The 24039-nt window shown below is 64.7% G+C and carries 17 protein-coding genes; 3 read left to right on the top strand and 14 right to left on the bottom strand.

Translation table 11 applies throughout. The annotated features are described in order from the left end of the window. The 5 genes from pstA to B8115_RS11305 form a co-directional block, all read right to left on the bottom strand. Nucleotides 1-1371, bottom strand: a complete 1371-nt coding sequence (gene pstA / locus B8115_RS23910; RefSeq protein ID WP_010627911.1) for a phosphate ABC transporter permease PstA — start codon at nucleotides 1369-1371, stop codon at nucleotides 1-3. Nucleotides 1372-1377: 6 nt separating this feature from the next. Further along, a complete protein-coding gene (gene pstC, locus B8115_RS11320; protein ID WP_010627910.1) occupies nucleotides 1378-2748 on the bottom strand; it encodes a phosphate ABC transporter permease subunit PstC in 1371 nt (456 codons plus the stop codon). A gap of 72 nt (nucleotides 2749-2820) precedes the next feature. Then, nucleotides 2821-3837, bottom strand: coding sequence for a substrate-binding domain-containing protein (locus B8115_RS11315; RefSeq protein WP_010627909.1), 1017 nt, complete (start codon nucleotides 3835-3837; stop codon nucleotides 2821-2823). Nucleotides 3838-3974: 137 nt separating this feature from the next. Then, entirely contained in the window at nucleotides 3975-4709 is a 735-nt protein-coding gene (locus tag B8115_RS11310; RefSeq protein ID WP_010627908.1) for a sulfite exporter TauE/SafE family protein, read from the bottom strand. Beyond that, nucleotides 4702-5886, bottom strand: a complete 1185-nt coding sequence (locus tag B8115_RS11305) for a multidrug effflux MFS transporter (RefSeq protein ID WP_010627907.1) — start codon at nucleotides 5884-5886, stop codon at nucleotides 4702-4704. The genes B8115_RS11310 and B8115_RS11305 overlap by 8 nt, the downstream gene beginning before the upstream one ends. Before the next feature lie 158 nt (nucleotides 5887-6044). Here B8115_RS11305 and B8115_RS11300 point away from each other — a divergent pair, with 158 nt between their 5' ends. Both B8115_RS11300 and tal read left to right on the top strand, forming a co-directional pair. Continuing rightward, a complete protein-coding gene (locus tag B8115_RS11300; RefSeq protein ID WP_141638572.1) occupies nucleotides 6045-7718 on the top strand; it encodes a methyl-accepting chemotaxis protein in 1674 nt (557 codons plus the stop codon). Between the two features lie 31 nt (nucleotides 7719-7749). Then, entirely contained in the window at nucleotides 7750-8688 is a 939-nt protein-coding gene (gene tal / locus B8115_RS11295; RefSeq protein ID WP_010627905.1) for a transaldolase, read from the top strand. 104 nt (nucleotides 8689-8792) lie between these two features. On the opposite strand, the gene B8115_RS11290 is transcribed toward tal, so the two are convergent. The 9 genes from B8115_RS11290 to B8115_RS11250 all read right to left on the bottom strand — a co-directional run bounded on the left by B8115_RS11290 (nucleotide 8793) and on the right by B8115_RS11250 (nucleotide 21764). Further along, nucleotides 8793-9305 (bottom strand): STAS domain-containing protein, encoded by a 513-nt coding sequence (locus B8115_RS11290; RefSeq protein ID WP_010627904.1) that lies wholly within the window; start codon nucleotides 9303-9305, stop codon nucleotides 8793-8795. Then, entirely contained in the window at nucleotides 9292-10497 is a 1206-nt protein-coding gene (locus tag B8115_RS11285) for a PP2C family protein-serine/threonine phosphatase (protein WP_010627903.1), read from the bottom strand. The genes B8115_RS11290 and B8115_RS11285 overlap by 14 nt, the downstream gene beginning before the upstream one ends. An 11-nt stretch (nucleotides 10498-10508) precedes the next feature. After that, entirely contained in the window at nucleotides 10509-11327 is an 819-nt protein-coding gene (locus tag B8115_RS11280) for a VacJ family lipoprotein (protein ID WP_010627902.1), read from the bottom strand. 37 nt (nucleotides 11328-11364) lie between these two features. Then, nucleotides 11365-12486, bottom strand: a complete 1122-nt coding sequence (locus B8115_RS11275; protein WP_010627901.1) for a beta-ketoacyl-ACP synthase III — start codon at nucleotides 12484-12486, stop codon at nucleotides 11365-11367. 78 nt (nucleotides 12487-12564) lie between these two features. Beyond that, complete coding sequence (hrpA, locus tag B8115_RS11270; protein ID WP_035590876.1) at nucleotides 12565-16611, bottom strand: ATP-dependent RNA helicase HrpA; 4047 nt, start codon at nucleotides 16609-16611, stop codon at nucleotides 12565-12567. A 96-nt stretch (nucleotides 16612-16707) separates the two neighbouring features. After that, complete coding sequence (locus B8115_RS11265; RefSeq protein WP_010627899.1) at nucleotides 16708-18381, bottom strand: AMP-binding protein; 1674 nt, start codon at nucleotides 18379-18381, stop codon at nucleotides 16708-16710. Nucleotides 18382-18598: 217 nt separating this feature from the next. Next, entirely contained in the window at nucleotides 18599-19429 is an 831-nt protein-coding gene (locus B8115_RS11260) for a class II glutamine amidotransferase (protein WP_010627898.1), read from the bottom strand. Beyond that, nucleotides 19422-21272: a vWA domain-containing protein gene (locus tag B8115_RS11255; RefSeq protein WP_026038054.1), complete on the bottom strand. Its 1851-nt coding sequence runs from the start codon at nucleotides 21270-21272 to the stop codon at nucleotides 19422-19424. The genes B8115_RS11260 and B8115_RS11255 overlap by 8 nt, the downstream gene beginning before the upstream one ends. Before the next feature lie 9 nt (nucleotides 21273-21281). Beyond that, nucleotides 21282-21764, bottom strand: coding sequence for a hypothetical protein (locus B8115_RS11250; RefSeq protein ID WP_010627896.1), 483 nt, complete (start codon nucleotides 21762-21764; stop codon nucleotides 21282-21284). 85 nt (nucleotides 21765-21849) lie between these two features. Here B8115_RS11250 and B8115_RS11245 point away from each other — a divergent pair, with 85 nt between their 5' ends. Beyond that, the gene (locus B8115_RS11245) at nucleotides 21850-23937 is read left to right on the top strand and encodes a S9 family peptidase (protein ID WP_010627895.1); all 2088 of its coding nucleotides are present in this window, start codon (nucleotides 21850-21852) and stop codon (nucleotides 23935-23937) included. The last annotated feature ends 102 nt before the right edge of the window (nucleotides 23938-24039 follow it).

Below are 24039 nucleotides of genomic sequence, written 5' to 3'. Positions count from 1 at the left end.
TTACCACCTCGTCTCGAATTTCTTGCGCAGCCAGATGGCCGTCGCATTGAGGCTCAGCATCAAGCCCAGCAGCACGATGATGGCCGCCGAGGTGCGCGCCTCGAAGAAGTTGCGTAGTTCGTTGCCCTGCCACAAGTAGATCTGCACCGGCAGCGCCGTGGCCTGGTCCACGGGCGAACTGGGCACGTTGGCAACGAAGGCATTCATGCCGATGAGCAGCAGCGGTGCCGTTTCCCCCAGCGCCTGAGCCACGCCCAGGATCGAGCCGGTGAGGATGCCCGGCAGCGCCAGGGGCAGTACGTGATGGAACACCGTCTGCACCCGCGAAGCACCGATGCCCAGCGCCGCCTGGCGGATCGAGGGCGGAATCGAGCGCAGCGCCGCTCGCGTGGCAATGATGATGGTGGGCAGCGTCATCAGCGTCAGCACCAGACCGCCCACCAGCGGCGCGGAAAGCGGCAGACGTAGATAGCCGATGAAGATCGCCGCCCCCAGCAGGCCAAAGATGATCGAAGGCACTGCCGCCAGGTTGTTGATGTTGATCTCGATGAGATCGGTCAGGCGGTTCCTGGGCGCGAACTCCTCTAGGTAAATGGCACTGGCCACCCCCAGCGGTATCGACAATGCGATGACGATCAGCATCATGAACAGCGAGCCCATGAAGGCACCGGCCAGACCCGCCGAGGCCGGCGAGCTGCGCGAATCGGTATTGAGGAACAGCGCCGTGCTGAAGGCGTTGCGAATCACTCCCTGCGCTTCCAGATGATCCGCCCACTCGCGGGTCTGGGCGCTCAGCTGCTGGCGGTGATCCGGAAGGTTACGGTCGATGTTCCCCTTCAGCCAGACGTCCACGTTGGCGCTGGCCAGCATCTTGACGTTGATGGTCTGTCCGATCAGCTCGGGGTTCGCGACCACCCGCTCACGCAGCGCGAAGCGCTCACCGGTGGCCACCAGGGCGCGCAGGTCACGCGCCTGGCGCGACTCGATCTCTCCCGGCAGGTGGGCCTTGAGCGCCTCGTCGATCAGCGCATTCCAGTTGACCAGGCCAAGCTGATTCAACCAGGCGAGTTCGCGCTCACGAAACTGGGCCGGGCTCTCCCCTGTCTCGCGCACCGGCCGCTCGTCTACCTGGATGACCTCGGGGTCGAGGTAGACGTCGAGATAGAGGGTGGCCTGCCAGAAGGCCGGCAGCCCGCGTGCCAGAATGCTGGTGAACAGAATCGCCACCAGCACCAGGCCGGTGACGACGGCAGCCAGCCCCATGAACCTGAAGCGACGCTCGCGGGCATGTCGGGCGTTCAGTGAACGCTGGATGGTATCGAGCCGTGCGCGGCGTCTGGTATCGGCAATGTCGAAATTGGTAGCGGTCACAGGGCGTCACTCATATTGCTGACGGTATTTACGTACCACCACCAGGGCGATCACATTGAGCCCCAGAGTGATGACGAACAGCGTAAGACCAAGCGCGAACGCCACCAGCGACTGCGGGCTGGAGAAGTCCATGTCGCCGGTCAACTGGTTGACGATGGTCACGGTGATGGTGGAGATAGCCTCAAGAGGATTGGCATGCAGCACCGGGTTGTTGCCGGCAGCCAACACCACGATCATGGTCTCGCCGATGGCGCGACTGGCAGCCAGCAGAAAAGCACCGACGATGCCCGGCAGCGCGGCGGGCAGCACGACTTGGCGAATCATCTCCGACTTGGTAGCACCGAGCCCCAGGGCGCCGTCGCGCAGCGATTTCGGCACCTGGGTGATGATGTCGTCGGAGAGCGAAGAGACGAAGGGAATGATCATGATCCCCATCACCAGGCCCGCCGTCAGCGCGCTGGTGGCACGAATGCCGATTCCCAGCATGTCGCCCAGCCCGGACAGGAACGGGCCGATCACGATCAGGGCGAAGAAGCCGTATACGATGGTCGGAATACCAGCCAGCACCTCGATGATCGGCTTGGCCACGTTGCGCAGCCACGGCGGTGCGTACTCCGCCATGTAGATGGCCGTCATCAGCCCCAGGGGTATCGCCACCAGCAGCGCAATGGCGCTGACCATGAGCGTACCCCACAGCAGCGGCAACAGCCCGAACTCGCCCTGCTGGCCTACCCCGGAGGTGCTGAAGCGGGGGTTCCATACGGTACCGAAGAAGAACTCCGCAGGGCTGATGTAGCGGAAGAAGTGGAGCGCCTCGCCCACCAGCGACAGCACGATACCCACCGTGGTCAGGATGGCGACGCCGGAACTCAGCGCCAGCAGTGCCGTTATCACCCGTTCGACTTGGTTGCGGGCACGAAGCTGCGGCGAGACACGCCGCTGCGCCGTGACCAGGCCGACGACGGCCAGCACGGCCATGGCCGCGATCATGGCCAGCCGCCCCATGCTTTCGAGGCGAGCCATCTGCTGAGCGGCGGCAACCTCGTAGGCCTGCACCTCACCGCTCACGCCCTGCCCCGAGGCCAGCGCCCCGATGCGACGCAGCAGCACCTGCATCTCACGCTCACTCAATGCGGCAAGCTCAGCCGGTAATTGCTGAACGACCAGCACCTCGACGATGGCATCCTGCAGCAGTAGCCAGACGCCAAAAAGCAGCAGTGCCGGCAGCCCACACCAGAGGGCGACCAGCACGCCGTAATATCCGGGGCGGGAATGCAGCCGCACCCCACCGTCTGCTACCGCCCTACTGCGGGACAGCCCGACCTGATAGGCCATGGCCATCACGATCAACACGGTAGCGATCAAGACAAGATTCATCGTCTCTCCATCTCGCGCTCTTGAGTCCGAGTCGGGGAGCGGCGGCTACCGCTCCCCGTTACTGCAACCCTCTTACTCGGCGGAGACCACGGTGCGCGCCTGGAACTGCTCCAGCGCCTGGGCACGTTCGTCGTCATCCATCGGTATCAGACCGGCGTCTTCCAGCGGGCTACCGAAGCCGGAGATGGCATCGCTGAGGAAGAACTCGGTGTACTCGGCCAGGCCGGGAATCACGTCGAGATGCTCACCCTTGACATAGAAGAACAGCGGACGCGACACCGGATACTCGCCGGAGCCGATGGTCTCCAGGCTCGGCGTGACGCCGTCGACGGTAGCCACCTGCAGGCGGTCGCGGTTCTGGTCGTAGAAGCTCAGACCGAACACGCCCACAGCATCGGCCTGGGCGTCCAGACGCGCCAGGGTCTCGGTGTAGTCACCGGCGATCTCGATGATGCGACCGTCGCCGCGCAGGTTGTTACAGGCATCGCCCTCGATCTCGGCGTAGCTGTCGCAGCCGGCGTGCAGCACCTTCTCTTCGAAGACTTCACGGGTGCCGTGGTTGGAGGCCGGGATGACCAGCACGATCTCCTGATCGGGCAGGTTGCTGTCGATCTCGGACCAACGGGTATAGGGGTTGGCGACCAGTTGGCCGTCCTGAGGAATCTGGGCGGCGGCAGCGGCAAAGACGTGCTGCGGGGTCAGGGCGAACTCACCGCGGTCGGCGCGCGATGCGAAGACGATGCCGTCATAGCCGAACATGACCTCGAGCACGTCGTTGACGCCATTGGCGGCGCAGTTCTCGAGCTCGCCAGAGCGGATGGCCCGGGAGGAGTTGGCGATGTCGATGGTGTTCTCGCCGACGCCCTGACAGAACTGGCGCAGACCGCCGCCGGAACCTCCGGAACCGACCACCGGGGTGTTGAACTGCGGGAAGGAGCCACCGAACTCCTCGGCAACGATGCTGGCAAAGGGCAGCACGGTGGAGGAACCGGCGATCTGGATGGTGTCACGGGCCTGGGCGGCGGTCGACAGACCGGCGGCAAGGGAAGCGGCGATCGCCATGCTCAGCGTGCTCTTCTTGAAGCTCATCTTCACGATCCTCTCTGCGTTTTGATCCGACAGACCCCACGGCCTGGCAGTGTCGTCTTGGCCCGAGGGCCATTCGCAAGAGAGATTCTGGAGATGCTTGATTGCAGAAAGATGACACGTGAACGGAACGTAACGAATTACAGCAGCAGCCCCACTGCCGCCAGCGTACACAAGGCGAGTGAAGCGCCCTGCAGGCGACGCCGGTCTAGCTTGTGGGCGATACGATCAGCCAGGGCGTTGCCGGCCAGCACCGCCGGCAAAAAGGTGAGCGCCAGCCCCAGATGCCACAGACGTACCTGACCGGCCAGCGCCAGAGTCACCAGCGTCAGGCTGGAGGTGATGATGAAGAAGGCCGCCAGATTGCCACGCAGCCGATCCGGCGACAGGCCGTGCATCAGCAGCACCATGGGCGGCCCGCCGATGGCCGCCACGGTGCCGAAGATACCCGAGACCACGCCGGCACCGAACAGGCTCGCTCGGTTGACCGGCAGGCGGAAACGAAACAGCGTAACCGCCACGGCGAACAGCACGCTGAAGGCAATCAGCTTTTCCAACAGCACCATGGGGGCGGCGAGCAGCAGCCACAGGCCCAGGGCATTGCCGGGAAGGCGCCCGATCAGCGCCATGCCGATCTCACCGATCTGCACCTCGTGACGGTAATGACGCACCGTCATCAACGACACGGTGAAGCCGAACAGCACCAGTATCACCGGTACCAGACGCGGCTCGAGCATCAGCAGCAGCGGCGCGCCGACCACCGCCAGGCCGAAGCCTGTGGCACGCTGGACGAAGGCCCCAAGCGCCAATACCAGGGCACAGCCAAGCCAGGTGATCGGCGCCATGTCGAGCCAAAGAAGGAAAGCGTCAGGCATGCACGGGGCGTCCGGCGAGCCGAGACAGCATGACGTTGCCGAACAGCGAGGCCACCAGCATGGTCAGCACCATGGGCCACAGGTTCTCGATCTCGAAGGCCCCCACCATCACCCCTGCCAGCGCCGCGGAACCGAACTTGGCCGCCCCCATCAGCGCCGTGGCGGTGGCGCTCATGTGGCCGAAGTGATCCAGCAGCAATGCCATGGCATTGGGCGAAATCAGCCCGATCATGCCCGAATAGAGCATCACCAGAGCCACGACCACCGGCAGCGAGGCCATCCCGGTCATTACAGCCATCACCAGGCCACTCGCCGCCACCATCTGAATGGCGAGCCCCAGATAGAGATTCTGCAACGGCGTGCGCGACTTGAGCAGGTGGATGTTGAGCCGATTGGAAAGCGCGATGAAGATCACGTTGGCCCCCAGCACGAAGGGATAAGTGGCGGGCGACAGACCGAAGTGCTCCATATAGACGAAGGGCGACGCGGTGACGAAGGCGAACAGGCCGCCGAACGAGGCCGACACCGCGCAGATGTAACCCAGCCCTTCCCGATGGCGTATCACACTGGCGTAGTTGCACAACACCTGGGGGAACGAAGCCACGGGGTGATTGGGGTCCCGCGTCTCGGGCAGCCTGGTGGACATCAGCCACAGCAGAAAGGCTGCGTAGCCCGCCAGGAAGACGAAGATCACGCGCCAGCCTGACAGATACAGCATGGCGCTACCGAATAGCGGCGCCACCAATGGCGCCAGCATCATGATCATGGCCATGGTGGAAATGACGCTGGCCGCCTGTCGTCCACTGAAGCAGTCGCGCACGATGGCCGCCGAGTTGACCACACAGGCCCCGCCTCCCAGCGCCTGCACGAAACGCCACGCCAGCAGCTCCGTCAACGAACCAACCGTGGCCAGCATCAGGCTGGCCAGCAGGAACACTACCAGCCCGGACAGCAGCACCGGCTTGCGTCCCAGCCGGTCGGATACCGGCCCGAACAGCAGCTGGCCGATGGCGAAACCGGCCAGGAACACGCTGATGGAAAGCTCGGTATGGTGAATGCTGGCCCCGATGCTGGCCGCCAGTACGCCCATGGCCGGCAGATAGGCATCGATGGCAAAGGGCGCCAGCGCGGTATTGATGGCAACCAGCAGGGAGACTCGTCCAGGCGTCAGGGTCAAGGCTGCTCCATATGCATGTCTGGTAAAAGATAGGTCGCTAATGATACTAGCATGCTTGGGGAAGATCGCCTCGAAACGAAGCCGCCTTTGTCATGAAATGCAATATTAGCGCTTTACCCTTTCCCTGAATTCGATCAAACGCCTTCAGGGAGCACCAAGTGACGCGCCTTCAGAACCTCTCCATCCGTCGAGCCAGCCTTGTCATGCTGGGCCTGGTAACCCTGCTGCTGCTGGCTTTCGCTTCGCTGACCTGGAAAGTGATGCAGCAGAGCCGGCTCGACCTTACCGCGCTCGAACGGATCAACGTAGAGCAGGCCTCGACGCTCAACCGCATGCATATCGCCAGCCTCGAGGGGCTCAATCGCATGGACCGCGCCCTGGAGCGACAGCTGCGCCCCTCCCTGGGTGACCCGTTGGCGGCTCTGCAAGCGATAGAAGCCGAACTCGAAGAAATGACGACTAGCCTTACTTCCTTCCTCGAAGCTACACGCTCTACGCCGCATGGCGCCTTGCGCGATACCCTCGACGCTGACGCCACGAGGCTGATCGAAACGATGCAGCAACAGCTCATGGCCATACGAGCAGGCGATCGCAGCGCCTACCGGCAGTTGACCCTGGAAGCCGTGGATAACAGCCAAGCCCTGACCGAGAGCGCGCGGCACTTCTATGCCTTGGCCGACCAACAGGGTGTGGCGCTGCTGCACCATGCGGAAGGTCAGGCCCAACTGTTCACCTGGCTGCTGACCTCCGGTCTCGCTCTGACCCTCGTCGTCCTGGTTCTCATGGCCTGGCTGGGTCAGCGCTGCGTTCTTACCCCGCTGCAGAACGTCGTGGTCCATTTCCGCACCATCGCCAAGGGCAACCTGACCGAGCCTGTCGTGGCCAGCGGCTTCAAGGAGATCAGCCAGCTCTTCCACGAACTTTCGGGCATGCAGCAATCGCTGGTAGAGACGGTTAGCCATCTGCATGGCACCAGCCATCACGTCCTCGACAGCGCCGAGCGGTTGGCGCAGAGCAACCAGTCGCTTGCCGTACGTACTCGCCAGCAGGGCGCGGCCCTCGAAAAGACCGCCTCGCACCTGCGTGAGCTGACCGACAACGTGGCGGACAATGCCGAAAGCGCCAACCAGGTCAGAACACTGGCCAATACTGCTCTCGACAAGGCGCAGCAGGGAGAAGTCGTGATGCAGCGCTTCATCAGGACGATGGAAGAGATCCACGAGCACGCGACCCAAGTCAACGCGATCGTCGACCTGATCGACTCGATCGCTTTCCAGACCAACATCCTGGCGCTCAATGCATCGGTGGAGGCCGCCCGGGCCGGCGACCATGGCCGTGGCTTCGGCGTGGTTGCCGGCGAGGTGCGCTCCCTGGCCTCTCGCAGTGCCGAGGCCGCCCACCGGATTCGCGACCTGCTCGGCGCCTCCCGCGACAGCACTCGGCGCGGTAACGAACTCTCGAGCCACGCCAATCAGGGCATGACGGAGATCGTGCAGGCAATCGACGAAGTCAACCGACTGATGGCAGACATCGAACGCGCGTCACAGCAGCAGCATGACGGCATCGCGCAGCTCAACCAGGCCATGGACGACATGACCAGGGTCACCCAGGACAATCAGCAGTTGGTGGCTCACTCCAGCCAAAGTGCCCACGCACTGCGCGAGAAGGCCGAGCACATGCAGGCTCACGCCGGCCGCTTTCGCATCACTGCAGCCCAGGAAAGTCTGGCAGAGTCCGAGCCTGTCCTCCATGCCGATGTCTGGCAGCCTCGTGTCATCGATGCTCCACCGCACCTGCGGGGTACAGAAAGCAGCGTTGCCTTGCTAAAGTGACGTAAACCATCACGCCAACGAAGGGAGTTCCATGGCCGAGGACCTGCTTACCCAACTCAAGACGATGAGTACCGTCGTGGCCGACACCGGCGATATCGAGGCTATCCAACGCTTCTCGCCCACCGATGCGACCACCAATCCTTCCTTGATCCTGCAGGCAGCCCAGCATGAGGGCCGACGCGAGCGGCTGGCAGAGATCGCTCGGCAGGCCACCGACATCGACGATGCGCTGGATGCCGTGGCAGTGGAGATCGGCAGCGAGATCAGCGGTCTCGTTCCCGGCTACGTCTCCACCGAAGTCAGTGCACGACTATCCTTCGATACCGAGGCGACTCTGGCCCGCGCGCACTCGCTGATCGAACGTTACGACCGCCACGGCATCGGCCCTGAGCGCATCTTGATCAAGATCGCCTCGACCTGGGAGGGCATTCGCGCCGCCCGTCAGCTGGAGCGCGAGGGTATCCACTGCAATCTGACCCTGCTGTTCAGCTTCGCCCAGGCCCAGGCCTGCGCCGACGCCGGCGTAACACTGGTCTCGCCGTTCGTCGGCCGCATCCTCGACTGGAATCGCGACAAGTGGCCGGATGCCGACTTCAGCGGCGATAACGACCCCGGAGTGAAGTCGGTCAAGCGCATCTACGAGCACTACAAGGGGCATGGCTACAAGACCATCGTGATGGGTGCCAGCTTCCGCAATACCGGTGAGATCCTGGCCCTTGCCGGCTGCGACCGCCTGACCATCTCCCCTGCCCTGCTCAGCGAACTGGCAGAGAGCCAAGACCGGCTCGAGCGCCGCCTGACGCCGGTCGACGCCGAGACGTCGCCGCCCGAGCCTCAGGACGAAGCCGAGTACCGCTGGGCGATGAACGAAGACGCCATGGCCACAGAGAAGCTGGCCGAGGGGATTCGCAAGTTCGCCGACGATCAGCGCAAGTTGGAGAAACTGCTGGGAGAGCTGCGTCAGGGCTGAGCAGCAGCCTGACGACGATGGGTGCGGTTGACATGGCAACGACGCCATGTCGGCCGCAAGCGGGTCCCTCTGGGGCTTGGCTCCTGTCTGGGTGGCCCCTGGGCTCAATCCTTGTGGGAGTGTGAGGTCTCCTGAGCCTCCAGCATTTCCACCAGCGGCTGGAACTCTTCCCGGTTGTGCTCGTTCATGCGCATCAGGATGCGGTGCGCTTCCAGGATGCGCTTGCGCATCTCTTCCATGTCGGCGGGAATTTCAGGCAGGTCACACAGCTCACAGGTCTCGGTCAGCGGCGCTTTCACCATGGCGAAGAACTGGGCGAAGCCCATCACTTCGAGCATGCGCTGCACATCGGGGTTGTCCACCACGATGGTAGGCTTGTAGAGGATGTGATCCTTGACCGCCATGGCGACCTTGGCCAGGAAGCCCAAGGCGGTGGAGTCCACGTTGGTGGCCTCGCGCAGATCGATTATCAGCGACTGCAGCCCCGGCGTTCGGGCCAGCTGCTGGGCCTGGCTGTCGAGGGTCGCGCAGAGCGTCAAGCGTACGTCGCCGCACAGCTTGAGCACGAAGACACCAGAGTCGAACGCCGCCTTGACGCGGCCTTCATTCGTGATCATTACCAAATCCGCTCAACATCATGATCGTCAGGTCATCGGGCAGTTCCTGTCCGCCGCCATCCCCTTCGGCATCGATGTCGCGGGGAGTGTCCAGCATCAGGCTGTCGCGAAGCCGCTCCAACGTCGCACAGTTCAAAACACGTTGCTCGAGCTCCCTGAGCCGCGTGTCGAGCGTTTCGCCCGGCAGGCACTCCAGTATTCCATCCGAACACAACCATAACCGGAAGTTCGACGGTAGCGTATACGTCAAACGTGGATACTCCACGTCGGGAAACAGACCGACCGGCATACCTTCACCGGGCAGCTCGCTCACCGTCCCGTCGGCTACCAACAGCGGCTTCGGCAGTTGGGCGCCAAGCGAATAGTGAAGCTCACGGGTCTGGCGGTCAATGACACCAACGAACAGGGTGGCGTGCTTGCCGATCCCGGTGTCCAACAACTCACGGTTGAGCGATGCCAGCCAGCGTGCCGGCATCTCCGTCGGCTGATCCGCATCCCAGGCGGCCAACCAGCGGTTGAACAGATACTTGAGCAGCACGGTGACGAAGGCGGAAGAGGCACCGTGACCGGAGACGTCGGCAAAATAGAAAAGAATGTGACGATCGTCCAGACGCTGGAAATCGAGAAAATCTCCCGACAGGTAGAGCGAGGGAATCAGCCAGTAATCGCAGCTCACCCCTTCGATGGTCTGAGGGTGAGGCGGCAGCAGCTTGCGCTGAATGTGCCCACCGGCCTGCTGGTCGAGCCGCAGCAGCGCCAGGTGCGTCTCCAGGCTCTCGTTCAACTCTTCCAGATGCGCGTTGAGCTGGGCGAGTCGCTCGCGGTCGTGCTTGCGCTGATCCTCCAACCGCCGCAGCTCGATCGCCTTGCGGATCATGCGCCGCAACAGCTGCCCATGACGCATCGGCTCGACCACGTAATCCACCAGCCCCACGTCGACGGCAGTCAGCAGATCGGCATCGAGCCGCGAGTCGCTCACCACCACGGTGGGCAGGCGCTCCGTCAGGCTCGACCAGGCCAGGCTGGGAATCGCCTGAGCATGGGCCACCACCAAGACCGTCTCCTTGGGCAGATCCTCGAGGCGCTCGGCGGCGAACACCGCCAGACCATCACGGGCGATGGTTTCCGCCAGCGCGTCGCGGTAGGCACCGGGCTCGTCGAGAACGCCAATCAACGGCTTGGGTAGATCCATCGGCTCAGACCTCAATCGGCGAAGTCGGCATCGTCGCCCTCGGGTTCTTCGAAGGCGTCGTCGAAGGCATCATCGAAGTCGGCGTCATCGAAATCGAAGTCGAACTCATCGCTGGCGAAGGGATCGTCGCCCAACTCGCCGTCGCTGACTTCGAAGCGTCTACGCTGCAGGTAAGCATCGCGTATGAAGACATAGCGATCCCCCCGGATCAACTCTTCCTGATCGAGGAAGCCTGCGCGCACGTCGACGACACGCAGCGCGGTCAGGCCATAGCGTACCTTGTCATCTTCCACGTAATAGAGCGGATAGGTCACTGTATCCAGCGGCAGGCCGGCGGTATCCCTTACCGTGCTGGGGCCAAGGAACGGCAGGACCAGATAGGGTCCTTCCGATACCCCCCAGACGCCCAGGGTCTGGCCGAAATCCTCATCCTGTACGGTGATGCCCATGTGGGTGGCGAAGTCCCACAGACCGGCGATACCCACCGTGGAGTTGATCACGAAGCGCGAGGTAGCGAGACCGGCATTGGCCGGCTTGCCCTGCAGCAGGCTGTTGAGTGCGGTGCGGATCTCGCCGAGGTTGGAGAAGAAGTTGCCGACCCCGGTCTGCACCGGCTGAGGCGTGACGGTGCGATAGCCGCGCGCCACCGGCCGCAGTACAGCCCGGTCGACCGCCTCGTTGAAGGTGAAGACCCTGCGATTGAAGCCCTCCCAGGGGTCGTCGGGATGGCGATCCTCCACCGCCACCCGTCCGGCACAGCCCGCCAGCATGGCCAACAGCGACATGGCGACCAGGGCCCGGGTAAAAAAGCCGGTCTGCTTCACGACCATCGGCTACGTCTCCTCAAGGTTCTCGTAGAGGGGTGCGTCACAGCCGACGCACCACCACGCAGCCGGCACTGTACCCGGCGCCGAACGAGCAGACCACCCCTATGTCGCCCGAGGCCAGGTCGTCACGGTGCAGATGGAAGGCAATGATCGAACCGGCGGAGCTGGTATTGGCATAGCGATCGAGGATGATCGGCGCCTGCCCGGGTTCGGGATCGTGCCCCAGCACCCGCCGGGCGATCAGGTCGTTCATGTGGTGATTGGCCTGGTGCAGCCACAGGCGCGAGAGATCGCCACCGGTCAGGTCGAGGCTGGCCAGATGGTCGCTGATCATGGCCGCCACCATGGGGCAGACCTCCTTGAACACCCGCCGCCCTTCCTGTACGAACAGCTTGTCGCTGGCCAGGGGGTCGCTGTCGGTGACCCGATTGAGGAAGCCGGCATTGTTGCGAATGGCATTGGAGAAGCGCGTGACCAGGCGGGTCCCGAGGATCTCGAAGCGGCGCTCGGCAGTGGCCAGTGCGGCGTTCTCCAGCACGATGGCGGTACAGGCATCGCCGAAGATGAAGTGGCTGTCGCGGTCGCGAAAGTTGAGGTGGGCCGAGCAGATCTCGGGATTGACCACCAGGGCACGCCGGACGTTGCCGCCGCGAATGGCACCTGCCGCCAGATCGATGGCAAAGGTCGCCGAGCTGCAGGCCACGTTCATGTCGAAGGCATGCCCGGTGGTGCCCAGGGCCGCCTGCAGTTCCACCGCCACCGCCGGATAGGGGCGCTCCAGGTTGGAACAGGCAACGATCACCATGTCGATGTCGCCGGCTTCGACGCCGGCGGCGGCGAGAGCCTGACGTGCGGCGACAAGCCCCATCTCGCACTGGATGGAGAGTTCGTCGTTGCTGCGCTGGGGCAGACGCGGACGCATGCGCTCGGGGTCGAGAATGCCCTCGGCATCCAGCACGTAGCGGCTGTGGATCCCCGACGCCTTGACGATGAACTCGCTGCTCGAATATGCCAGCGGTTCGCGCTCGCCGGCCGCGATGGCGGCGGCATGGCGTTCGTTCTCGATATCCACCCAAGCGTTGAACGAGGCGACCAGCGCATCGTTGTCGATGGCGTGCTCCGGCGTGAAGAGTCCCGTACCGGTAATCACGACGTCTGTCATCAGTGTCTCCCTCATGCGGCCTGTCGACCGCTGGCTGACATCGGCGAACCGATGCCTCATGTCTCGTTTATCGGCGGGTCAGGCCCCACCTTGACCGTGTCCTGTCAGTTCCGTCCAGCGTCGCTCGAGACGCTTGACGGAGACCGGCATGCGCGTGCCCAACTGCTGGGCGAACAGCGAAACCCGCAGCTCCTCGATCCACCAGCCGAACTCCACCAGCTCGGGATCCTCGTGGCCACCGCGGCGCTGGCTTTCACGGCGCGCGGCCAGGCGCGCCTCGAAGTCCTGCACGTCCTGCATGTGCATCTGATCGCGCATGCGCTCGCGTGGGGCTTTCTCCAGGCGGATCAGGGCCGCCTCCATGTAGCGCGGATACTCCTCGAGCCACTCTCCAGCTTCGCTCACGAAGCCGGGGTGCACCAACCGCTGCATCTGCACCTTCAAATCACTGTATACCAAGGCCAGCGCCAGGTTCAGGTTGCCCTTCAGCGCCTTGGTCACCGCCAGGTGGCCTTCCAGCGCTCGCTTGAGCGTGGCGACCAGTGCTTCGGCAGTGGGCACCAGGTCGCCGCGGGTCGCAGCAAGGCGAGCGTCGAGCTCGGCGTTGCTGCGCGGCAACGGTGCCATGCCCATGCTACGGGCGAATACCGCCTCGACCACGTCGTCGACCAGGACCCGCTTGCTGCCCACCTTGGTGAACAGCAGGGCGCAGGCATCGAGCCCCTTGAGCTGCTGGATGACACGCACCTGCTCGGGCAGGCGGGTCATGGCCAGCCGCACCACGCCGCGGCGATGGGCCTGCTCGGCCTTGCCGGGATGATCGAACAGCTCGATGCGGAAGGCGTCTCCTTCCGGCACCAGCGCCGGATACGCCTCGACCCGGATACCTGCCTGGGTGGTCACCCGCGACGCGGGCAGCGGAGTGTCGGACAACCCGTCGACATCCGGCGCGTCGCTGACTTCGGCCGCCAGCGCCCTGGCGCCCTCGCCCGCCGCGGCTTCGAAGCGCCGCTCGAGCTCGCGCGCGTCACGGCCCTGGCCAAGCACCTTGCCTTCATGATTCACGACACGCACGTTCATGATCAGGTGGGGCTCGAGCTGGTCGTAGCGCCAATCGTCGGGGTGTACGCGCACCCCGGTGCGGCGGCGCAGAAACTCCCCCAGCGCCTCGCTGAGCGGCACGTCGTCGGGCGTGAGCGTCTCCAGCGCCGCATCGACCCAGTCGGGAATCGGCACCACCTGGCGGCGGATCGCCTTGGGCAGCGACTTTAGCAGGGCGATGCACTTCTCCCGTAGCAGCCCCGGCACCAGCCATTCGAGCCGTGCCCGCGGCAGCTGCGGCAGCATCGCCGCCGGCACCGTCAGGGTCACACCGTCGTCCGGCGCTCCCGGTTCGAAGCGGTAGGCAAGCGGATAGCGCACCCCAGCGAGCACCAGCTCATCGGGGTACTGGGCCTGGGTGACCTCCGCCGCTTCCCGGGCCAGCAGCGCGGCGCGATCGAACTTGAGGATGGCGGGATCCTTGGCCTCGGCCTTATTGCGCCACGCCTCGAAGCCCTTGCCGTTGACGATATCCTCGGGGATGCGCTCGTCGTAGAAGGCGAACAGCGTCTCCTCGTCGACCAGAATGTCACGCTTGCGGGCGCGATCCTCCAGCTCTTCGACCTCTTCCACCAGAGCGCGATTGTAGTCGAAGAATTCCCCCTTGGTGCGGAAATCCCCCTCCACCAGCGCCCGGCGGATGAACAGTTCGCGCGATTCGCGCGGGGCAATCGGTCCGTAGTGCACGCTGCGGCCGCTGACGATGGGCAGGCCGAACAGGGTGACCTGCTCCTTGGCCACCACCTGGGCACGCTTCATTTCCCAGTGGGGCTCGCTGTGGCTGCGCTTGACCAGATGGCCGGCGACGGGCTCAATCCACTGCGGTTCGATCCTGGCCACCGTTCGCGCGAACAGTCGGGTGGTCTCCACCAGCTCGAAGGCCATCAGCCACTTGGGCGTTTTCTTGGCCAGCCCGGAGCCGGGGTGGATGACGAACTTGCGGTTGCGTGCCCCCAGGTATTCGCGGTTTTCGGTAAGCATGCCCAGATGTGAGAGCAGCCCCGGCAGCAGCGCCTTGTGCAGCTGCACGGCGTTCTGCCGGCGGGCCTGTTGTCGCGCCTGGTCGAGGGTCTCCCCTTCACCGGCGGGCTCGGGCGGCGGCGTGGGCGGAGGCACCTCGATCTCCATCTCGCGCAGCAGCTGACGCAGCTGGCGGAAGGTGTCGTGCCATTCCCGCAGACGCAGGTAGTTGAGGTAGCGCTCCTTGCACCAGCGCCGCAGGCGATTGCCGGAGAGTTCCTCGCGGGCCGCCTCGAAGCCCTGCCACAGGTTGAGCAGGGCGACGAAGTCGGAGTCCGGGTCGTGCCAGCGGCGGTGGGCCTGATCGGCGGCCTCGCGCTTCTCCGCCGGGCGGTCGCGCGGGTCCTGCACTGCCAGCGCCGAGACCACCACCAGTACGTCGCGCAAGCTGCCCTGCTCGGCGCCGGCCAACACCATGCGCGCCAGGCGCGGATCGATGGGCAGCCGGGCGAGCTTGCGCCCTATCGTCGTCAGACGATTGCTCTCGTCCACCGCACCCAGCTCGAACAGCAGGCGGAAGCCGTCGGTGATGAAGCGCGAATCGGGTGGATCGACGAAGGGGAACTGCTCGATGTCGCCGAGCTTGAGCGACAGCATCGAGAGGATCACCGAGGCCAGGTTGGTACGCCGAATCTCGGGATCGGTGAATTCAGGACGGGAGAGGAAATCCTCCTCGTCGTAGAGGCGAATGCACACCCCCTCGGCCACGCGCCCGCAGCGCCCCTTGCGCTGGTCGGCGCTGGCCTGGCTGACCGGCTCCACCGGCAGCCGCTGGATCTTGGAGCGATAGCTGTAGCGGCTGATGCGCACCAGCCCCGGATCGATCACGTAGCGGATACCGGGCACCGTGAGCGAGGTCTCGGCAACGTTGGTGGCCAGCACGATACGCCGCCCGGCGTGAGGAGCGAACACGCGATTCTGCTCGGCGTTGGAGAGCCGCGCATAGAGCGGCAGGATCTCGGTGGCCTTGAGGTCGGCGCGGCGCAGCGTATCGGCGGTCTCGCGGATCTCGCGCTCACCGGGCAGGAACACCAGGATGTCCCGTGGGCCGTGGAACCAGCGCTTGTCCCGCTCGATCTGTTCGATCTCCTCCACCGCGTGGAGAATGCCCTCCTGCAGGGTGCGATCGGCCTCGTCCTCCTCCTCGCGCACCAGCGGCCGGTAGTGCACCTCCACCGGGTAGGTGCGCCCCGACACCTCGACAACTGGCGCCGGTCGGGGCCCGCCCTTCTCGCCGGGCAGCGCAAAGTGCTCGGCGAAGCGCGCCACGTCGATGGTGGCCGAGGTGATGATCACCTTGAGTTCAGGCCGGCGCGGCAGCAGCCGCTTGAGGTAGCCGAGCAGGAAATCGATGTTGAGGCTACGCTCATGGGCCTCGTCGATGATGATCGCTTCGTAGCGGGTCAGATCCGGGTCGTGGCGGGTCTCGGCCAGCAGGATGCCGTCAGTCATCAGCTTGACCAGGGTGGCGTCGCCGCTCTGATCGGTGAAGCGCACCTGATAGCCCACCTGCTCACCCAGCGACACCTGGAGCTCCTCGGCCAGGCGTGTGGCCACCGAGCGTGCCGCCAGGCGCCGCGGCTGGGTGTGGCCGATCAAACCGCGCCGTCCCAGCCCCAGCTCCAGGCACAGCTTGGGCAGTTGGGTGGTCTTGCCCGAACCGGTCTCGCCGGCCACCACCACCACCTGGTGCTCGCGCAGCGCGGCGAGAATGTCGTCACGCCGCTCCGCCACCGGCAGTTCGGGAGGATAGTCGAGCGTCACCGGCTGCGCCCGGCGGCTGGCAGCCAGCGCCGCGGAGCGCTCGATGCCGCGCACCACCTCGGCCAGGCCGCGATCCACCGGCTTGCCCTCCCGCAGGCGTCGCTCAAGGCCCTTCAGCCTGCGCGTGAGCGTCTCGCGATCACGCAGCATGACGTCATCCAAAGCGCGCTCCAGACGCTCCAGCGCGGCCCTGTCGGCGGCATTGGCGGAACCAGTAGGGGTTGCGGTGCTCACAGCCATCCTCTTGCCATGGAAAAAAACCTGCCCGCTCCAGGCCACCGGAGCGGGCAGATCATTGTAACGCCGGGAAGCGGAGTTCGGCCAATCGCGGCCGTGCTACTCCTTGCCGTCGCTTTCCTCGTCACGCAACTGACGACGCAGCACCTTGCCGACGTTGGTCTTGGGCAGCTCATCGCGGAACTCGACGAACTTGGGCACCTTGTAGCCGGCCAGCTCCTTCTTGCACCACTCGCGCAGCGTCTTCTCGTCCAGGCTCTCGTCGCGCTTGACCACGAACAGCTTCACCGCCTCGCCGCTGTCCTCGTCCTTGACACCGACCGCGGCCGACTCGACCACGCCCGGGTGACCGGCCACCACGTCCTCGATCTCGTTGGGATAGACGTTGAAGCCCGACACCAGGATCATGTCCTTCTTGCGGTCGACGATCTTGATGTAACCGTCCTCCTGCAGCACGGCGATATCGCCGGTGGAGAACCAGCCATCGTCGCTCAGTACCTTGGCGGTCTCTTCATCCAGGTTCCAGTAGCCCTTCATCACCTGGGGCCCCTGCACGCACAGCTCGCCCGGCTCGCCCAGCGGCAGGGTATTGCCGTCGCTGTCCACCACCTTGACCGCGGTACCCGCCACCGGCTTGCCGATGGTGCCGAGCTGAATGGCGTCGATGGGATTGAAGCTGACCACCGGCGCGGTTTCGGTGAGCCCGTAGCCCTCGGCGATGTCGCATCCGGTGACCTCCTTCCAGCGTTCCGCCGAGGCCTTGGTCAGCGCCATGCCACCGGAAATGGTCAGGTGCAGTTGCGAGAAATCGAGCTTGCGGAAGTCCTCACGGTTGCACAGCGCATTGAACAGCGTGTTCAAACCGATGAAGGCGGTGAACTTGACCTTCTGCAGCTCCTTGACGAAGTTGTCCAGGTCCCGGGGGTTGGGAATCAGGATCGAGTGGTTGCCGGTCTTCATCAGGAACAGGCAGTTCACGGTGAAGGTATAGATGTGATAGACCGGTAGCGGCGCGATCACCACCTCCTTGCCCTCGTCCAGGCCCGGGCCGATGGCCGCATCCGCCTGCAGCATGTTGGCCACCAGGTTGCAGTGGGTGAGCATGGTGCCCTTGGGCAGGCCGGTGGTGCCACCGGTGTACTGCAGCGCGGCGATGTCGTCGAGCCCTCTCTCGACTTCGCGATGCTGACGCGAAGCGCCGTCCTTCAGCGCCTTGCGGAACGGAATCGCCATCGGCAGCGAGTAGGAGGGCACCATCTTCTTGACGTACTTGACCACGGCGTTAATGAGGAAACGCTTGGGGAAGCCGTGCATGTCGCCAAGCTCGGTGACCAACACGTGCTCGATGTCGGTACGGTCGAGCACCTTCTCGAGCTTGCTGGCCATGTTGGCCAGGATCAGGATTGCCCGGGCACCGGAGTCCTTGAACTGGTGCGCCATTTCACGCTCGGTATAGAGCGGATTGGTATTGACTACCACCAGGCCGGCGCGCAAGGCGCCAAACACCGCGATAGGGAACTGCAGCACGTTGGGCAGTTGAATCGCAATACGATCGCCCGGCTGAAGCCCGGTCTCGTGCTGCAGCCAGGCGGCGAAATCGGCCGAGAGACGGTCGAGTTCGGCAAAGGTGAGCGTCTGACCCATGCAGGTGAATGCCGGATTGTCGGCAAAACGCTTCACTGCTTCATGGAAGACGTCCATCAGCGACCGATACCGATCCATGCCTTCCAGCTCAGGTCCGTTGAGAATACCGGCGTTGGCTTGTTCATTCATAGGCGCTATCTCCACAGCTTCGTCGACACGGTCACTCACCCTCGACCCCGACGGTTCTTGTTGTGACAAAGCCGGTACGATATACCAGGCATCGCTCGCCTGTAAAACGCATGATTCAAACGAACGTTCACAAAAGAATGTGCGGTTTCAGGGTGCTCCTTTGTCTACCAAGCTGGGCAAAATCGGCCGGAAAGGCAAGCCGACGCGGGCAAAGGACTCAGTCTCGTTCCGTGATTGTCTCAGTCACGTAGCGGGACACGATCCGCCCATGCCGCCACACCAACAGCTCACCCGGCACCATGCGAACCCATGCCTCGTTACTGGTCAGCGGCTCCGTCGCGATTACCGAGACGATGTCGTCGGGGGTCGTATGCTCGGCAAAGTTGACCGTCAGCTCGGCATCCGAGAGCTCGGCGCTGCCGAACGGCGCGCGCCGCGTGATGTGGGCCAGCTTGGTCGAGCAATAGGTGTAGAGAAACTCGCCGTCAGCCAGCAGCAGATTGAAGACCCCTTTGCCGCGCAGCGTTTCGCAAAGGCCATGGAGGCGTTGCCAGAGGGCCTGATGCTCTTCGCTCAGCAGCGCGTCGCTCGACGCCAGTCGCGGCGCCTCGGCAAAGCGTTCGCGCAGGCTGGCCAACAGCCAGCAGAAGGCGTGCTCGCTGTCGGTATCGCCCACCGGCCGATAGAAGCTCAAGGGCAATTCCTGCCACGCTTCGAGCTGGCCGTTATGGGCGTAGCACCACGTTCTGCCCCACATTTCCCGGGTGAAGGGATGGGTATTGGCCAGACGAACCTGACCGACATTGGCCTGACGAATGTGGCTGATGACGATATGTGACTTGATCGGATAGTCGGTGATCAGCCGGGCAATGGGCGAGCGAATCGACGGGTGAGGGTCGCGGAAATCGCGATAGCCGCCCGCCTCGTAGAAGGCGATGCCCCAGCCGTCACGATGGGGCCCGGTACCACCGCCTCGATGCAAGAAGCCGGTGAAACTGAAGCAGATATCGGTGGGCACGTTGGCGCTCATGCCCAGCAGCTCACACATGCGGTTCCTCCCGTGATCCGGCATGGCGATGCCGTATCGCCATTCGCCAGGCGACCAACAGCACCAGCAGTAGCAGCAGCCCACCGGCCAGTAGCGCACCGGCCCCGCGTCGGTCTCCCACGGCCTCCTCGAGCGGCCGGGTCAGCACGGGCTGCCACTCTCGCCAGCGCTCCTGGGCCGCCCGCGGCAGTTGCTGAATGCTGCGCACTGCCTGTTCCAGCGGCTGCGGCAGCGGCGACTCCGAGGTGGCACGCGGCTCGCGCACTGGAGTCAGCTCTTCGTGAAAGCGCACCACCTCCAGCGCCGGGCCGGCATCCACCTGACCGATCGCCGTGGTCACCGACGGGAACAGCACCAGGCGCGGTAGCTGCAGCTCGTGGGTCTCGCCGTCGAGGGTGACCTCACCGCGCAGAACCAGCGGCACGCTGAGCGCCGTGTCCAGCTCAGGTAGCGCAATGCTCCAGCGCCGCTCGGCCATCGGCTCAGCGGCAAGGTGTGCGCCTTGGAGCTGACCGTAAAGACGGGTATTGTGACGATCCAGCAAGGGATGTTCGGCACTCAACAGGACCCGCTGGCTGGCCTCGTCGTGACGGGCCGCCACGGCCGGCAGGACATTGACCGGCTGAACACGCTGCCGGCGAAAGCCTTGGCCTTCGGCACGCACCGCCAGTTGGGCCTTGCCCGCCAGCACCGGTGCCGGCAGCTTGCCGGCGAAACGCGCCTCCTGCTGCTCGAGTACCACCGCCGACTGGGCCGAGCCCGATTCGTCGCGCAGCTCCGCCGTCAAACGGAGATGGGCCGGCAACGCGTCGGCCACCACCTCATCACCCTCGCGCAGGAACCAAGCCTCCACCGGCACGCCGAAACCGAGATACAGGGTGCTCGACACGCCACTCATCTGCAGGTGAAGCGGCGACTCGACGGTGATGCGGCTGTTCGGCCCCGCCCCGCCCTCGAGGCGCCATTGACCCGCTTGAGGATCAGGTACCTTGATGAGGTCGTAGTGAGGCTCGCTGCGCCACTCGGCGCCTTCCGGGGGGGCTTCGGCGGTGTAGCGCCGGCCGTCGGGTGCGACCAGCGTCGCCGGCTCCTCACCGCGAAACAGCAGCGCGGTGAAGCCGCGCAGTCCCGGCTCGACGAGGAACCCCCGGTCGGTGACCGGTACGCGATCGCTGGGATAGATGCGATCGACGATATCGAGGAAGGCGCCCATCAGCGCATCGGGAGCGGCAACCGAAGCCGAAAGCCCACCGGTCATCTGAGCCAGGCGCTCGACCAGATCGAGGTCGGCCTCGTCCGAGAAGGCAATGGCGTGTATCACCACGCCTTCCTCGGCCAGGCGTGGACCAAGCTCATCGAGCAGGGCCTCGCGGGATGACGTATCGATGGCCGGCTTGCTACCGCGCCAGGCAGGCAGGTCGATCACGCCATCGGTAAGCAGCACCAGGTGCAGCGGAACGCCGTTCGGCTCGACCATGGCCGTATGATAGACCGCCGACTCGATGTCGGTGAATTGCTCGTAAGCGACCAGCTGAGGTGCCAGCGCCCTGGCACGCTCGCGCCACTCGGCGTTCACTGGTGACGGCGGCAGCGGGCTGCGCACCCGCTCGCCGAAGGTCCAGATCCCTGCCGTGGCGCCATCGGGCACCATGGCGACAAGGAGTTCCAGCGCCTTGCCGGCCAGCTGGTCGGGGTCGTTGTGACGCATGCTCCCCGAAACATCGAAGATGACCCTGACCTCGGGCCGCTCCGCTACCTCTGTAGCGGAGAGATGACCCGCCATTACCAAGCAACCGACCAACCCTGCCAGCCAGCGCCATATCGTGTTGCGCTCCCTCCCCATCGGGGCTCCCTAGCCGATCTTCGGCTCCCGGCGCTTGGTTGACGCATGCGGTTGTCTACCGCCCTGGCCAGCACGCCTTCTGTTATGGTCCCGCTTCCTGCTCTCTTCGTCCTGTTGCTTTTTCTTCTGCGCACCGCCTTCAACCACAGGCTCGGCACGAAACATCCATACCTGCAACACGCCGATGGCCAGGCCCAGCAGTGCACCCGCGGCCAACAGCAAAGCCGTCGACATCAGTGTCGACGCATTGCGCTCGAGAAACGCCACGGCAGCCACCACCACCGCCGGCGCCATGCCGGTATAGGTCTCCCCTTCCACCAGCGGCAGCCGAAAACGCGTCGGCATCCACAGAATGCCGGCCACCGCCCAGGTGATGGGTAGACGCAGCATACGGGGTAGAAATGCCAGCCCCAGGTAACCTGCCACCAGCACGACCAGCGACAAACCCAGATAGGTCAGCCATAGTAGGGACATCGAATCGGATGTCAGCATCGATACCTCTTCGTTGCATTACGCCCCGCCACATGACGGAGCGTACAGGATGGAAAGTCATTTTGAGTATGGTACACCCGCCCCAATGAAAGCACAGCCGCCACAAAGTTCCTCTATCCCCGCCGCCGATTTTTCATCGCCGTCGCCGGTCGAACGGTTTCGCCGCCCCGATGACCCCGAATGGCATTGGCTGGAAGACCGCGACGACCCGCAGGTCAGCGCCTTTCTGGAAGCGGCGAATGACGAATCCAAGACCTGGATGAGACCACTCGACGATCTGGTGGAGCGGCTCTATCACGGCCATCTCTCGCGTCGTGAGCTGGGCATCAAGGGCCTGCCCACCGCGCTCGATCGCTTCACCTACTGGAGCGAGACCGCCGCCGATGCCGATTACCCCGTATGGTGGCGCCATCACAACGGCAATCCGAGCGACGCGGTACCTTTTCTGGACCTGCAGCAGCGCGCCGCGGCGGAGCACTACCTGGAATTGGGCGACATGGCCCTATCGCCGGACGAGCGCTGGCTGGCCTGGACCGAAGACACCAGCGGCGATGAGCGCTTCACGCTCTACCTCAAGGCGCTGCCCGACGGTGAACCGCTGCTGCTGCTGGAGGAAATAGGCCCGGAGCTGACCTGGGCCGAGGACAACGCCACCCTGCTGTTCACCCGCTACGACGCCACCCAGCGCCCCGACAGCATCTGGCGCCTGCCGCTGAATCGAGGCCAGGCCGGCGAACCGGCGTTGATCCTGCGCGAAGACGATGCGGAGTTCTGGCTGGGGCTGGGCAAGACACGTTCACGGCAGTGGCTGGTGCTAGAGAGCGCCTCGAAGGACACCAGCGAGTGTTACCTGCTGTCGGCCCAGGCGCCCGACCAGACGCCGCGCTGCTTCCGGCCACGGGAGAAGGGCGTGGAGTACGGGCTGGAGCACCGTCCCGGATATTTCTACGTGCTGCACAACCGCAACGCCCCCCACTTCTGCCTCGAGGTCGTGGACGAGCATGATCCGCAGGCGCCCTGGCGTCCGCTGATCGAACACCGCGACGACACCACCCTGGAGGATGTCGAAGCCTTCGACTGGGGGCTGGCCATTAGCGAGCGCGACCATCACGAGGCCCAGGTCAGGGTGCGCATCGTCGAACTCGATGGTGGCCATGCCGTCGGACGAGACGAGCGTCTGCCCCTGCCGGAATCGCCCTGCAGCCTGATGCTCGGCGATATGCCCCACTTCGACAGCCGCCGCCTGCGCCTGCGAGAGGAGTCGTTCGTCATGCCGGTGCACTGGCTCGAGCACGACCTCGACAGCGGCCAGCGCCAGGTGCTCAAGTCGCAGCCCATCCACGGCGACCTGCAGCCCCAGGACCTGTGCTGTGAACGCATCTGGGCCCGCGCCCACGATGGCGAACGAATTCCGGTATCGGTGGTGATGCGTGCCGATCTAGCCGGCCACCCGCTGCCCACCCTGCTGTACGGCTATGGCGCCTACGGCGAGGTGCTCGACCCCTGGTTCTCGGTGGCCAGGCTGGAGCTGCTTGCGCGCGGCGTTGCCTTTGCCGTGGCGCATGTGCGCGGCGGCGGCGACCGAGGCGAACCCTGGTACCTGGCCGGCAAGCTCGAACACAAGGAAAACAGTTTTCGCGACTTTCTGGCGGCGCGCCACGCGCTGGTGGAGAAAGGCTTCAGCGACGCCGAACGGATTGCCGCCTACGGCGCCAGCGCCGGGGGCCTGCTGGTGGGCGCCAGCCTCAATCTGGCACCAGAGGCCTTCTGTGCCGCCCTACTGGACGTGCCCTTCGTCGACGTACTGCGCACCATGGAGAACCCCGACCTGCCGCTGACCACCGCCGAATACACCGAATGGGGCAACCCCGACGAGCCCGATGCGCGAAAACGCATTCGCGCCTATTCGCCGCTCGACAACCTGACGCCGCAGCCCTACCCCACGCTGTTTCTTCAGGGCAGTTGGCACGACACCAGAGTGCCCTACTGGGAGCCCGCCAAGCTCTATGCCCGACTACGGGAAATGGGTACCGCACGCGGCCCGGTGCTGCTGCGCACCGACATGGCCGCCGGACACGGTGGCGCTTCGGGACGCTTCAAGGCCTGGCACGACAATGCCCGCCAGGACGCTTTCATTCTTTGGGCGCTGGGTCTCGCCGAGAGAGAGGCCTGAGCAGCCGAGGGCAACAAGAATCCGGCCCGGTTGGAACCGGGCCGGGTCGTCACGGAAGATCAGCCGCCGGCACCGCCACCGCTGCCGCCACCGGCACCGCCG

This window comes from Halomonas sp. KM-1 (genome assembly GCF_000246875.1).
Classification (GTDB): Bacteria; Pseudomonadota; Gammaproteobacteria; order Pseudomonadales; family Halomonadaceae; genus Halomonas; species Halomonas aerodenitrificans.
Note: the sequence above shows the minus strand (reverse complement) of the source record. Positions and strands in the feature narration are given on the sequence as shown.